Annotated in this window: 12 protein-coding genes and 3 pseudogenes; 1 reads left to right on the top strand and 14 read right to left on the bottom strand. The window is 67.7% G+C overall.

Annotated features, from left to right (window positions below; genetic code table 11):
- Positions 1-193: 193 nt before the first annotated feature.
- Positions 194-433 (bottom strand): annotated as a pseudogene (locus ACFQJD_RS15970) (GbsR/MarR family transcriptional regulator); the annotation flags it as partial.
- A gap of 143 nt (positions 434-576) precedes the next feature.
- Here ACFQJD_RS15970 and ACFQJD_RS15965 point away from each other — a divergent pair.
- Positions 577-963 carry an ArsR/SmtB family transcription factor gene (locus ACFQJD_RS15965; protein ID WP_379799569.1) on the top strand — a complete coding sequence of 129 codons (387 nt, stop codon included), beginning with the start codon at positions 577-579 and terminating at the stop codon, positions 961-963.
- Here ACFQJD_RS15965 and ACFQJD_RS15960 read toward each other — a convergent pair.
- The 13 genes and pseudogenes from ACFQJD_RS15960 to hemB form a co-directional block, all read right to left on the bottom strand.
- Positions 960-1,274, bottom strand: a complete 315-nt coding sequence (locus ACFQJD_RS15960; protein WP_379799567.1) for a DUF5783 family protein — start codon at positions 1,272-1,274, stop codon at positions 960-962. The two genes, ACFQJD_RS15965 and ACFQJD_RS15960, sit on opposite strands and share 4 nt — an antisense overlap.
- Positions 1,275-1,358: 84 nt before the next feature.
- Positions 1,359-1,697: a hypothetical protein gene (locus ACFQJD_RS15955; RefSeq protein ID WP_379799565.1), complete on the bottom strand. Its 339-nt coding sequence runs from the start codon at positions 1,695-1,697 to the stop codon at positions 1,359-1,361.
- Positions 1,694-2,020, bottom strand: a complete 327-nt coding sequence (locus ACFQJD_RS15950; RefSeq protein WP_379800567.1) for a hypothetical protein — start codon at positions 2,018-2,020, stop codon at positions 1,694-1,696. The genes ACFQJD_RS15955 and ACFQJD_RS15950 overlap by 4 nt, the downstream gene beginning before the upstream one ends.
- 81 nt (positions 2,021-2,101) lie before the next feature.
- A pseudogene (locus tag ACFQJD_RS15945) lies at positions 2,102-2,440 on the bottom strand (hypothetical protein); the annotation flags it as partial.
- A gap of 207 nt (positions 2,441-2,647) precedes the next feature.
- Positions 2,648-3,220, bottom strand: a complete 573-nt coding sequence (locus tag ACFQJD_RS15940; RefSeq protein ID WP_379799563.1) for a DUF2589 domain-containing protein — start codon at positions 3,218-3,220, stop codon at positions 2,648-2,650.
- A gap of 19 nt (positions 3,221-3,239) precedes the next feature.
- Entirely contained in the window at positions 3,240-3,863 is a 624-nt protein-coding gene (locus ACFQJD_RS15935) for a DUF2589 domain-containing protein (protein ID WP_379799561.1), read from the bottom strand.
- Between the two features lie 132 nt (positions 3,864-3,995).
- Positions 3,996-5,429, bottom strand: a complete 1,434-nt coding sequence (locus tag ACFQJD_RS15930) for a DHH family phosphoesterase (protein ID WP_379799559.1) — start codon at positions 5,427-5,429, stop codon at positions 3,996-3,998.
- A 17-nt stretch (positions 5,430-5,446) separates the two neighbouring features.
- Positions 5,447-6,230, bottom strand: a pseudogene (locus ACFQJD_RS15925) (uroporphyrinogen-III synthase).
- Complete coding sequence (gene hemC, locus ACFQJD_RS15920) at positions 6,227-7,303, bottom strand: hydroxymethylbilane synthase (RefSeq protein ID WP_379799557.1); 1,077 nt, start codon at positions 7,301-7,303, stop codon at positions 6,227-6,229. The pseudogene ACFQJD_RS15925 and the gene hemC overlap by 4 nt, the downstream one beginning before the upstream one ends.
- Before the next feature lie 60 nt (positions 7,304-7,363).
- Complete coding sequence (locus ACFQJD_RS15915; RefSeq protein WP_379799555.1) at positions 7,364-7,837, bottom strand: hypothetical protein; 474 nt, start codon at positions 7,835-7,837, stop codon at positions 7,364-7,366.
- A 25-nt stretch (positions 7,838-7,862) separates the two neighbouring features.
- A complete protein-coding gene (gene hemL / locus ACFQJD_RS15910) occupies positions 7,863-9,200 on the bottom strand; it encodes a glutamate-1-semialdehyde 2,1-aminomutase (RefSeq protein WP_379799553.1) in 1,338 nt (445 codons plus the stop codon).
- Positions 9,201-9,260: 60 nt separating this feature from the next.
- Positions 9,261-10,904 carry an ammonium transporter gene (locus ACFQJD_RS15905; RefSeq protein ID WP_379799551.1) on the bottom strand — a complete coding sequence of 548 codons (1,644 nt, stop codon included), beginning with the start codon at positions 10,902-10,904 and terminating at the stop codon, positions 9,261-9,263.
- A gap of 291 nt (positions 10,905-11,195) precedes the next feature.
- On the bottom strand, positions 11,196-12,176 hold the full coding sequence (gene hemB / locus ACFQJD_RS15900; protein WP_379799550.1) for a porphobilinogen synthase: 981 nt from the start codon (positions 12,174-12,176) through the stop codon (positions 11,196-11,198).
- Positions 12,177-12,267: the final 91 nt, after the last annotated feature.

Here is a 12,267-nt window from a genome sequence, read left to right as displayed (position 1 = left end):
ACTGCGCGTCGAGCGCCCGGATTCGATCGGCGTCGTCGCGGGCGGCCTCCCCGTCGACGTCGTCGAGTCGGTCGAGCGCGCGGTCGAGGGTCCGGCGCGTCGTCTGCATCTCGCGGTGGGCGTACTGCCGGAGGACGTCGCCGACGATGAACCAGAAGTCCGTCTCGGGTTCGAACCGGACGCGACGGCCGCCGCCGCCGGAGGAGCGTCGCCGGACCATGCCGATTCTCGTGAGCTTGCGCGTCACGTTGCTGATGGTCGACTTCGCGTACCCCGTCTCCTCGACGAGCTCCGGGATCGACAGCGGCTCCGACGAGAAGTAGAGCACGCCGTACACCCGGCCGGCGCTGCGGCTCAGCCCGTACACCTCCGCAGAGCGCGCCAGCGACTCGATGACCTCCTCGCGCACCGCCGAACGTTCGTCCTCAGTCATGCGTTGCTCGAACGTCGGCCGGCGTCTTCGCAGCGACAGGCATTCGTGATACGACCGTAGATTCCGTAAGTATTAAATCGTTTGGTCCGATCGTTCGGAACGAGCCGAACAAGTCGAACGGAACGGCTCCGCACAGAGAAACCATGTCCAGTCCGCTCCCGCATCGGCCCTCCATCGACCACACGCCCGCTTCGCTGTCCGTCGTCGACCTGCGCGACGACGAGTCGACGGCCCTCCTCGAATCGCTCTCGTGTGAGACGGCCCGCTCCATCCTCGCTGCCCTCGAGGCCGGTCCCGCGACGGCGTCCGATCTCACTGATCGGGTAGACACCACGCTCCAGAACGCCCGGTACCACCTCGAAAATCTCCGCGAGGCCGGCGTCGTCGCCGACGTCGGCACCTGGTACTCCTCGAAAGGGCGGGAGATGAACGTCTACGCCCTCACGAGCGAACGCATCGAACTCCGAATCGGCACCGACGACTCGCGCCGGACGCTCGCCGTCCGGGACGCTCCGCCGGCGGAAAATTAGTTCAGCCCGAACACGCGCCGGAGCTCGGCGCGGATCTCCTCGCGGTAGCGTTCGAGCGTCGCCTCCAGTTTCTCGTCGTCGACGACGACCGCCGTGAGCCGTTCTTTCGGGTTTTCGGGGAGGTCGATGCGGAACTCGCCGTCCTCGTACATCGGTTCGGACTCGTTCAGGATCTGTTGGTCGATGGCGTGGACGAGTTCGGAGTCGAACGCGTCGTTCATCGTCTCGAAGGCGTTCTTGTACGCGCGCTGGAGTTCCGGGAAGTAGTGGACGTACTTGTCCTCGAACTTCTCGGGGTCGAAGTCGGCCATAGTTCCAATGAGACGGTCGAAGCCAAAAGTCGGCCGGTCCCGTCGTCCCGCCCGCGCGGAGGGGACGGCGGACCCCACCGACGCTCACTCCACGTCGGCGTTCTCCAGTCCCTCGACCGTCGTCTCGAGCGCGTCGGTGGGGTTCTGTGCCACCGCCGACCCGAGGGCACCGATGCCGCCAACCCTGCCGCCGTCTATCCACGAGACGCTGCCGTCGGCTTCGAGGAAGCCGAACCGACCGTTCTCGTCGTCTATCACGAGCACGCCGGCGAAAAACTGGTTCTCGGCCTCCGCGAGGGCGACTTCGAAGCCCTGGTCTCGCAACTGCTCGCCGTATCGCTCCATCCGTTCCGTTAACTGTTCTCTGTCCTCGTTCGTGAGTCGGTCGAAGTAGTTGTCCAGTGACGAACTTTCGTCGGTCATTGCTCTTCCTCCGTCGCTTCGGTCGCTTCGTTTCCGGTCGATGCTGGCGTCGTTCCTCCGCTCTCGTCGTCGCTCTCGCCACCGCCCTCGTCGCGCCGCTCCAGCGCTCTGAGCCGCTCGTTCGCCTCTTCGAGCCACGTCGCGGTCCGTTCCGGTGAGACGCTGACGCGCTCCGTACTCGTGATTTCGGCGAGTTCGTCGGGCGACCGCTCGACCAGTTGCGACAGTTCTTCGATGCCGTTCTCTCGCAGGCGACTGCCGAACGTGGGGCCGATGCCGTCGACGAGTTCGACGGGTAACTCGCCCTCGTAGTCGGCCAGCACTGCGGCGAGTCCACGCCCCTGTTCTATCCACTGCTTCGTGCGTTCGGGGGAGATTTCGCCCTCCTCATCGCTTGCCAGTTCGGCGAGTTCTTCGGGCGAGCGTTCGACCAGCGCCGAAAGGCTCTCGACGCCGCGTTCCCTGAGACGGGCGACGTACTCGTCGTCGATTCCCTCGACGACGTCGATGAGGCCGACGTCCGCGTGACCCGGCTCGCTCGTCTCGTCGCCTCCTCGGGCCTCGTCGCCTTCGGTCTCTCCACTGCCTCGCGCTCCGCTCTCCCCGGGAGCGCCCCGGGCGGGAGTATTTCTTCGGCGTCGAGCGTCTCCAAATCTCCTCTTTCGAGCACCTCGAACAACTCGACCGTGAAGACGAACGTCGAGGCCTTCTCGGGCGGCGATTCGGTCACGTACGCCGTCCACCCGTCTTCGGTCTCTTCCATCCGGATGCCGACTTCGAGGGTGACTTCGACGTCGGTCGCGTGATAGACCGGGAGGGAGACGTCTCGGGGGACCCTCTCGGATTGCAGTAGCTCCGCGAGGCGCATCTGCCCGTGCTGGAGCGCCTTCATCTCGGCCTCCGAGAACGAGTCGTACAGCGACGTGAGAAAGTCCGTGAGTTCGGGCATCTCACTCCTCCGTCTCTCGTCGCCGCTCTTCCAGTTTCTTCGTCCGCTTCTCGTCGACGTTCTCGAACATGGCTCCGCTCACCGCCCGTTCGAGGGTCTCCATTCCCGACGACTCGTTTTCGAGGCTGGCGACCATCCGGATGTCGAGGTCGAACGACGACTGTGTCTTCCCGCGGAACGTCGACGACTGACTCGCCGGTGCGACGTTGAGTCGGAGCGGCGTCGCGAGACGCGTCGGCGAAGAGGACTGCTCCGGCTTCTCGACCTGCTTTATCTTCGCCGTGAACTGCTCTTCGATTTCGCTGACGACGAGGTTCGGCAGCGACAGGAACATTAGCAACGGAATCCGTAACTCCTTGGCGACGGTCCGTTCCTCTCCCGTCTCCGGGTCTATCTCGGTGGTCGTGTATCCGAACGACACTCTCACGAGTTCCCCGTTCTCGTCGAAGCCGGCGTTCTGGAGGAGGTCTACCTTCTCCGTCTGCGCCTGAATGCTGGCGTCGATAGCCGCCACCAGCGGCCCCGAAAAGAGGTGGGAAAGCGGGAGGTCTTCGAGGTCTTCTATAGCTGACACGGGCTCTCACACCAGTTCGTTATGGACCCCCGCCGCCACCGCCGCCACCGCCGTTCGCCGGGGTTTCGGTGATGGTCTCTTCGAGTACCTTGAACAGGGTGTCGACTCCTTTCGGTGGGCCGACGCCTTCCGCCACGACGTGGACGTTCTGGTCGTACGTGCGTTCGATTTTCTGTGATTGGCTCTTCTGGCGCTGATAGCTGGCACTCACGCGCCACTTGACGTTGCCGGTGAACCAGCCCTGCTTCCCTTTCACCTCGCTCTCGACGTTGAACTTGCTCGACGTCGCGTACTTCTCCACCGAGTTGAGGCGGACGTGGAAGTCGATGGTGACGTTGCTGACTTCGAAGTACGGAACGTTGACCAGCAGGAGGAACGGAACCTGAAGGCTGAACTCCTTTTCCGTCGTCTGTCCCGAACTCTCGTCCATCACCTGCTTCTTGTAGTGGAACTCGACGTAGACGGGTTTCTCCCCCGACGACATCGAGTTGTCCTTCTGGAAGCCGACGTCCTGAATGAACTTCGCTGCCGTCTCCGACGCCTGCGCGTTCGCCTCGACCGCCGCGTTCAACGGACCGCCGATTATCTGGGAATACGGGATGCTTCCTAGTTCACCGGGAAAATTCGGGTTCTGAGGGGGCATGCTATCCCGAGAAAAGGTTAGAAATACTACCTCTTAAAGTTCCGCATCTCAATAGTTAGAAAATAAACAATCGCCTCACGGCGAGCGTTCTCACCCGGTCAAATCGGCAGTTCTCCCGCCTCGCGGACGGCTTCAGCCCAGCTGCTCGCCGACGAGTCGGTCCGCCTCCGCGACGAACGCCGCCCGCTCCCCGGCGGGGATGGTCGCCCCCGCGGCGACGTCGTGGCCCCCGCCGTCGCCGCCGACGGCGCGCGACGCCTCGCGCATGACGGCAGAGAGGTCCAGCCCCTTCCGGACGAGGACGTGCGTCCCTCGTGACGACACCTTCACCTCGTCGTCGCCCTTGGCCGCGAACGCGACGATGGGTCGGTCGCGCTGGACGCCCTCCGCGCCGTAGGCCATCCCCGCGACGATACCGACGATCGTCTCCCGGATGTTCGTCCCCGCGTCGAACCACTGGAGGTTCTCCTCGACGGTGACGCCCTCCGACTTCACGTACTTGAGGCCCTCAGAGAGGTTCTTGCGGTGGTTCCGCAGGAGCGCCCGCGCCCGTTCGAGCGCCTCGCCCCGATCGCCGAGACAGACCGCGAGGCCGACGTCCGCGCGCTCGTAGCGCGCCGTCGCGTTCAGGAGCGTGGAGAATTCGCTCACGTCGCGCAGTTCCGTTCCTTCCTCCTCGTTCAGGAGGGTGTAGGTCGTCCCCACGAGGTCGTTCACCCTGTCGGCGGGGACGCCGCTGGCGACTGCCCGACGCAGGAGGCCGCTGGCGACGGTCCGGCGTTCGTCCTCCCCGAGGTCGACCCACCGCCGCCACTCGCCATCCTCGCGGCACTCGACGTCTACCTCCGACAGAAAGGAGATGGCCCCCGCCTCGTCGTTCGTGATGCCCGGGATGCGCACGTCGCTCGCGTACTCCAGCAACTTCGGCAGGGGCCGGGTCTGTTTGCCGTAGAACGTGAGGTCTTTCATCTCGCCGACGACGCCCGCCTCGACGCCCTCCGCGACGATCCGGGCGTTCGCGCCGTGGAGGCCGCCGGGGCCGCCCTGCATGTCGCCGACCGCACCGACGACGGCGAGGGCGGCCAGGTCGCGGTTGTCGCCGTCGCCCTCCAGCGCCCGGGCGAGGGCGTAACTCGCGCCCGCGCCCGAGAGTTCCGACGCGCCGTCGACGCCGAACAGCAGCGGATTGAGGTGGTAGTCGGTCTCCGCGTCCGCCGGCTGGTGGTGATCCGCGATTACGGGCGTGAACGCGCCCTGGCTCTCGTACTCGGCGACGACGTCGAGCTGGCCGCTCCCGAAGTCGGTGAACAGCACCGTCTCGTGGTCGGTTGCCGCGACGTTCGCGATCTCCGCCTCGTCGAGCTGTTTCGAGAACACCACGTCGAAGGGAACGTCCGCGCGTTCGAGCGCCGACGCGGCGACGGCGGCGCTGGCGAGGCCGTCGGCGTCGATGTGGGAGACCAGAAGGACGGAGTCCGCCGCCCGAAGCCGGTCGGCACACGACGCCGCACGCTCGGCGAGTTCGGGGACCGGTCCGTCCGTCGCGCGCTCCGCGTCGGCGTCCATCGTGCGTGAGTCGTTCGTCATCGGGGATAAGTCCTGCCGCGGTGGCTCGGCGCGGCGCGTTCGACGGTCGCGGTCGCCAGCGCCTCGAACGTCGCGTCGGCGGGGACCACGTCGACGTCGATGCCGTGCGATTCGGCCGTCTCGCGCGTCGGCTCTCCGATCGCACCGACGACGGCGTCGGCGAGCGCGTCGAGCGCCGCCTCGCGGACGCCCGCTCCGCGGCCGCCTCGAGGAAGTGCTCGACCGTGAGCGACGAGGTGAAGCAGACGGCGTCCACCTCGCCCTCGGCGACGAGTTCGGCCGACTCCCCGCTCCCTCGGGTCGGGCGAGGCGGTAGAGCACCGTCTCGTGGACGTCCGCGCCCGCCGCGCGCAGGCCGTCGAGCAACACGTCGCTCCCGTGGTCGCTCCGGGCGACTTCCACCCGCGCGCCCGACACCTCGTCTTCGAGCGCCGCGACCAGGCCGGCCGACGTGTACTCCTCGGGGAGCAGGTCGACTTCGTAGCCGGCGGCCCGGAGGGTGGCGGCCGTCCTCGGGCCGATGGCGACGACGGTGGCCCCGCCGGGGCCCCAGCCCGCGTCGGCGACGAGTTCCGCGCCGGTCTTGCTCGTGAAGACGACGTAGTCGCCGCCCTCGGGGACCGCGCCCGTCGGATCGACGGCGAGCATCGGATCGGGGACGGCCGTCGCCCCGAGCGAGTCGAGCAGTTCGACGGCGTCGGCGAGTCGCTCGTCGGCCGGGCGGAACACCGCCACCGTGAGCCGCGCCGCCCGGCGCGTCTCCTCGTCCGGGATCGTCATTCGCCGGCGTCCTCGCGGGCGCGTTCGACGAGGTCGGCCGCGCCCCGCTCGCGCAGGTCGCGGGCGAACGCGACGGCGGCGTTCGCGTGGTCGTCGACGGGCAGGTCCGCCGACCGGTCGATCCGTTCGCTCCCGTCGGTCGAGAGCACCTGCGCCTCGACGTGGACGTTCTCGCCGCGGAGGACGGCGTGGACGCCGATCGGCGCGATACAGCCCCCGTTGAGTTCGGCCAGCACCGTCCGCTCGACGGTCGTCTCGACCCGCGTTCGGGGGTGGTCGAGCACCTCGTGGAGGCTCGCTTCGGCGTCCGTCCCGCGCCGGGCCGTCACCGCGATGGCTCCCTGTCCCGGCGCGGGCACGAACTCCCCTTTCGGGAGGCGGTCGCTCTCCACCTGGTCGAGGAGGCCGCTCCGTCGAACCCCCGCCTCCGCGAGGACGACGGCGTCGTACTCCGTCTCGACCTCGCGGCCGAGCGCCTGCCGTTCGAGTTCCGTCAGCTCGTCGAACCACTCCTCGGGCGTGCGCTCGTGCGTCTCCACCCGCTCCCCTTCCTCGGCGTCGAGGCGGCGCTCGTGTTCCCGCTGGAGCCCCGGCGCGAGCAGTTTCTCCAGTCGCGTGTCCACGTTCCCCCGGAGCGGCTGGACGTCGAGGTCGGACCGCTTCGAGAGGAGCTGGGCCTGTCGCCGGAGCGAGGACGTCCCCACCGTCGCGCCGTCGGGGAGTTCGTCGAGGCCCATCCCGTTCGGCGTCACCAGCAGGTCGCCCGCCGGCGCGCGTTCGGGGACGCCCGCGACGACCAGCTCCTCGGGCATCTCCGTCGGCATGTCCTTCAGCGAGTGGACGGCCCCGTCCACGTCGCCGTCGAGGACGCGTTCGTCGAGCGCCCGGACGAACGCGCCGGTCTTGCCGAGACGGTGGATGAGCTCGTCTCGAACCTCGTCGCCCCGCGTCGCTACCTGGACCAGTTCGACGTCGTAGCGACGCTCCGCGAGTGCTTCACGGACGCTCTCGGCCTGTCTGAGGGCGAGATCGGACCCCCGCGTGGCCAGCCGTATCGTCCCGTGTGTGCTCATGTCCCCACGTCCGGGGCCGAGGGTGAAAAGCCCGCCCTTTCGACGGGGACGCCCCCGGCGTCACGGCACACCGACAGCGCCGTGTCGCCGATAGAGGTAGTAGAGCGCGAGCGGGACGCTCACGACGAACGCCGTCAGGAGGACGCCCGCGAGAGCGACGAGGGCGTAGAGCGTCGCGTCGGGGTCCCAGTCGACGTCGGCCGCCGACACCGCCTCCGCGTCGACGTAGATGGCCAGCGGAAAGAGCACGGAGAGGGCGACGCCGGCCAGAGCGAACAGGCCGGCGAGGACGAACAAGAGGACTGTGGCTCCGCCCTCGCCGACGAAGAGACCGAGGACCACGGAGCCGACGAAGACGACGCCGAAGCCCATCGAGAGGACGAAGAAGACGGGGACGGCGGCGATCCAGTACCACCACTGCGAGTCGACGGTGGCGTCGGGGCGGTCGGCGTTTCGCGCGGCCGTCTCGCCGCCGGCGTCGCTGTCGGTCGAGACGGCCGCCTCGTCGCTCGAATCGTCGGGAGGGCGCGACATAGACGACGGGACGGCCGGCCGCGTGTTAAAGTGCCTCCTTGTACGCTTCCAGGGTCTGCTCGACGTCCTCGTCGGTGTGTGCGTATGAGACGAACTGCGACTCGAACTGGTTGGCGGTGAGGAAGACTCCCTGCTCTTTCATCTCCTGCCAGAAGACGCGCTCCCAGCGGTCGCTCTCGGCGCGACCCACGTCCGCGCCCGTCTTCGGACAGTAGTCGTGGCGCGAACACGACTCGCGCTGGGTACACCCCGACTCGCAGGGGCCGTCGACCTGCGACGGGCCGCGACGGGTGAAGATCGTCTTGAACATGCTGGCCGTGCCGACGACGGTGTACGACGGCGCGCGGTCCTCCAGCAGGTCCGCGATGCCGCTCCGGAGTCGCTCGCCGAGGCGGTCGACGTGGTCGTAGACGTCGTTCTCGGCGGCGTACTTCAGGTACTCGTGGCCGGCGGCCATCGTCACCGGGTGGCCGGAGAAGGTGCCCGACTGGAAGACGTCGCCGGCGGGGGTAAAGGACTCCAGGATCTCGGCTTTGCCGCCGATCGCACCGACGGGGAAGCCGCCGCCGACGATCTTCCCGAACGTGGTCACGTCGGGCGTGACACCGAACTCGCCCTGTGCGCACTGGAGGCCGCCGACTCGAAAGCCCGTGATGACCTCGTCGAAAATCAGGAGCGACCCGTAGTCGTCACAGAGGTCGCGGAGCGTCTCGTGGTAGCCGTCGACCGGCATCACGATGCCCTTGTTCGCGAGGATGGGTTCGGTCAGCACCGCCGCGATCTCCTCGCCGCGCTCCTCGAACACCTCGCGGACGGCTTCCTCGTCGTTGAACGGGACGGGGATGGTGTGGTCGGCGAACGACTGGGGGACGCCGGCGGTGGATGGTCGGGGGTCGTCGGGGCCGCCCGCGACCAGCGTCGACTCCTGTGCACCGTGGTAGCCGCCCTGCATGACGACGATTTTGTCGCGACCGGTGTAGCCGCGGGCGAGGCGGACGGCCGACACCGTCGCCTCCGTCCCCGAGTTGACGAACCGCACCATCTCGACGCTCGGGACGTGTCGGGCGACGAACTCCGCGAGTTCGACCTCGACTTCGGCCGGCGCGCCGTACATCGGGCCGTCGCTGGAGTGCGACTGGACGGCCGCCTGCACCGGGTCGGGGACGTCGTGGCCGTAGAGCAACGGCCCGTAGCCCATCACGTAGTCGAGATAGCGGTTGCCGTCGACGTCGACGACGTGTGCGCCGTCGCCGTGTTGGACGAAAAACGGATACGGCCACGTCGCCCGCACCGAGGAGTTGACGCCGCCGGGGAGCACCGACAGCGCCCGATCGTACAGTTCCCGTGAGCGGTCGTGGTTCATACTCTCGGGTTCGACCCGCCGGCGAAAAGAAGGTACCGAGTCGCGGGTCCTGAACGGGCCTCAGACGGCGGCGGTGCCCTCCTTGCCCGTGCGCACCTGCGTCGCGCCCTCGACGGGGAGGACGAAGATCTTGCCGTCGCCGGGTTCGCCGGTGTTGGCCGCGTCGCGGATGGCCGCGACGACGTCCTCGGCGGGCACGTCGGCGACGACGCACTCGATTTTCACCTTCTGGTGGAGGTCGACGGTGTACTCCTCGCCGCGCCACTGTCCGGTCTTGGCCGGCTGGCTGCCCCGGCCGCTCACGTTCGTCACCGTCAGCGACGGCGCACCGACTTCGGCGAGAGCCTGTTTGACCTTACCGAGGCGGTCCGGTCGGACGACAGCCATGACGAGTTTGATGCCGCTGTCGCCCGGCGAACCGCCGTCGGTGCGGAGACCGGAGCCGTCGGCGACGACCTCGGGTTCGCCGAACTCGGGGTAGGTGTCGACGCCGTGCTCGCTGATGTCGAGGCCCGCGCGCTCGTGTTCCTCCGTGACGCGGGCCTGGCCGAGCGCCTTGATGACACCGAAGACGAGCGCCGTCGTCGCGACGGTCCACGCCGCGATGACGGCGACGCCGGCGATCTGGCCGACGAAGCTCACGCCGTAGCCGGGAATGGCGAAGACGGGGAACAGCACCGCGCCGAGCACCCCGGCGGAGCCGTGAACCGGGAAGACCGCACAGACGTCGTCGATTTTGAGGCGCTTCTCGACGAACTCGAAGACGACCGGCAGCTGCGCGCCGGCGAGCAGGCCGATGACCATCGCACCGACCCAGGTGATGGCGTTGGTGTTGCTGGTGATGCCGACGAGGCCGGCGAGCATGCCGTTGGCGACGTACAGCGTGTCGACTTTCTTGGTCTTGACGAGGGCGGCCGTGGCCGCGCCGATCGCGCCCATCGCCATGCCGAGCGTCGTCGTCAACGCGACTCGCCCGACGGTCCGTTCGAAGGCCGCGAGGGTGAGCGAGCCGTCCTGTGCGGCGAACACCGACGCGGCGGTGCCGACGTTGAAGCCGTACCAGCCGAAACAGAGGATGAGCGTCCCGAGGACGGCGAACGTCAGCGAGTGACCGGGGATGATGTTCACCGAGCCATCCGCGTTGTAGCGGTCCATCCGCGGGCCGAGGATCCACGCGGCCGTGAGGCCGGCGATGCCGCCCATGCCGTGGACGATCATACCGCCCGCGAAGTCCTGGAAGCCGGGGCCGATGTCGTTCAGGAAGCCGCCCGCCCACGTGAAGCCGACGACGACGGGGTAGATGACGGCGGCCAGCAGGACGGTGTAGGCGACGTACGCGCGGAGTTTGGCGCGCCCGGCGACGGCACCGGAGACGATGGTCGCCGCCGTCATGGCGAACACCGCGCCGAAGAGCCAGCCGACCCACGCGTCGGATCCGCCGTTGACGTAGGCGAACGGGTCGGCCGCGCCGCCGACGAAGTTCGAAATCCCCGAGCCGATCAGGAAGAACACCACGACGCCGACGCTCCAGGTCAGCATGTTCTTGGTCAACTGGTTGGCGACGTTCTTCGAGCGTACCTGCCCCGCCTCCAGCATCGCGAAGCCGGCGTGCATGAAGAAGATGAGGAACGTAACCGTCAGCACCCAGACGTGGTTCACGCCGGAGGCGACGGTCGCCGGGTCGACCTGCAGGGGGACTACCATCCGAACACCTCCGGCGTACGTCCGTTCTCACGTGGACATTCATGCACCGATTCGACGTTTTTGACCGCGTTCGTTCTGTGAATCACGGTTGTGGGTCAGCAGAGGGAACAATATAATGGTTGGTGTTAAAAAACGCGGAATTATATCCGATACGTTAGACGAACGTGTTTTTTACTAACAAATAATAAGTGTATAAGGGCGTAAATCGCGGAATATCTGGGCGTTTGTCGTCTGCAAATCCGACGATCGTAGTGTAGGGTTACTGTCAGGACCCCGGTCGAGCGTCGCGCGCTACAGCCGGTCGGCCAGGTCTTCGGCGAAGTACGTCACCACGAGGTCGGCACCGGCGCGCTTCAGCGATAGGAGGGATTCGTAGGCCGTCTCTTCGAGGTTTAGCCACCCCTGCTCGGCGGCGGCGTGGACCATCGCGTACTCGCCGCTGACGTTGTAGGCGGCCACGGGCCGGTCGAAGTTCTCGCGAACCGCGCGCACGACGTCGAGATAGGGGAGGCCGGGTTTGACCATCAGCACGTCCGCGCCCTGTTCGACGTCGAGTCGGACCTCCCGCAACGCCTCCCTGGCGTTCGCGGGGTCCATCTGGTAGTGGCGGCGGTCGCCGAACGCGGGCGCGCCGTCGGCGGCGTCGCGGAACGGGCCGTAGAAGGCGCTCTCGTATTTCGCCGCGTAGCTCATGATTGGCACGTCGGCGAAGCCCGCCTCGTCGAGGCCGGCGCGGATGGCCCCGACCATCCCGTCGGTCATGCTGCTCGGGGCGACCATCTCCGCGCCCGCCTCCGCGTGGGAGGCCGCCGTCTTCGCCAGTAGATCGAGCGTGGCGTCGTTGTCGACGGTCAGGTTCGGCTCTTCGCGCGCGCCCGGTTCGAGGACGCCGCAGTGGCCGTGGTCGGTGTACTCGCAGAGACAGACGTCCGTGATGACGTAGGCGTCCGTCTCGGCTTCGATGGCGCGGGTCGCCCGCTGGACGACGCCGTCTTCCGCCCAGGCCCGCGATCCGCGTTCGTCTTTCGACTCGGGGATGCCAAAGAGGATGACCGCCTCCACGCCCGTCGCTACGATCTCCTCAACGCGCGCCACCGCCTCGTCGACCGGGACGCGTTCGTGGCCGGGCATCGACTCGATGGGCACTCGCTCGTCCGCCGTCGCGTCCACGAACACGGGGGCGACGAGGTCCGACGCGTCGAGGGTCGTCTCGCTGACGAGCGGTCGAATGCGGTCCCGCCGAAGCCGTCGGGGCCGGTCGGAGAGGTCCATGGACACACCTCGGGCAGCGGCACCCAAAACCGCATCGTTCCCGACGGGTTCCGGGCCGGGCGCGGGCGTAAGCGCTATACTCGCGGCCGTC

This window comes from Haloplanus sp. GCM10025708 (assembly GCF_042663985.1).
In the GTDB taxonomy this organism is placed as follows: Archaea; Halobacteriota; Halobacteria; order Halobacteriales; family Haloferacaceae; genus Salinirarus; species Salinirarus marinus.
The sequence above is the reverse complement of the archived record's forward strand: the minus strand, read 5'-3'. Positions and strand labels throughout refer to the sequence as shown.

Excerpts from the sequence above, each read along its gene's own strand:
- ACFQJD_RS15930 (WP_379799559.1), bottom strand. The coding sequence starts at position 5,429 with ATGGACGCCGACGCGGAGCGCGCGACGGACGGACCGGTCCCCGAACTC.
- ACFQJD_RS15915 (WP_379799555.1), bottom strand. The coding sequence starts at position 7,837 with ATGTCGCGCCCTCCCGACGATTCGAGCGACGAGGCGGCCGTCTCGACC.
- ACFQJD_RS15905 (WP_379799551.1), bottom strand. The coding sequence starts at position 10,904 with ATGGTAGTCCCCCTGCAGGTCGACCCGGCGACCGTCGCCTCCGGCGTG.
- hemL (WP_379799553.1), bottom strand. The coding sequence starts at position 9,200 with ATGAACCACGACCGCTCACGGGAACTGTACGATCGGGCGCTGTCGGTG.
- ACFQJD_RS15955 (WP_379799565.1), bottom strand. The coding sequence starts at position 1,697 with ATGACCGACGAAAGTTCGTCACTGGACAACTACTTCGACCGACTCACG.
- ACFQJD_RS15965 (WP_379799569.1), top strand. The coding sequence starts at position 577 with ATGTCCAGTCCGCTCCCGCATCGGCCCTCCATCGACCACACGCCCGCT.
- hemC (WP_379799557.1), bottom strand. The coding sequence starts at position 7,303 with ATGAGCACACACGGGACGATACGGCTGGCCACGCGGGGGTCCGATCTC.
- ACFQJD_RS15935 (WP_379799561.1), bottom strand. The coding sequence starts at position 3,863 with ATGCCCCCTCAGAACCCGAATTTTCCCGGTGAACTAGGAAGCATCCCG.
- hemB (WP_379799550.1), bottom strand. The coding sequence starts at position 12,176 with ATGGACCTCTCCGACCGGCCCCGACGGCTTCGGCGGGACCGCATTCGA.
- ACFQJD_RS15960 (WP_379799567.1), bottom strand. The coding sequence starts at position 1,274 with ATGGCCGACTTCGACCCCGAGAAGTTCGAGGACAAGTACGTCCACTAC.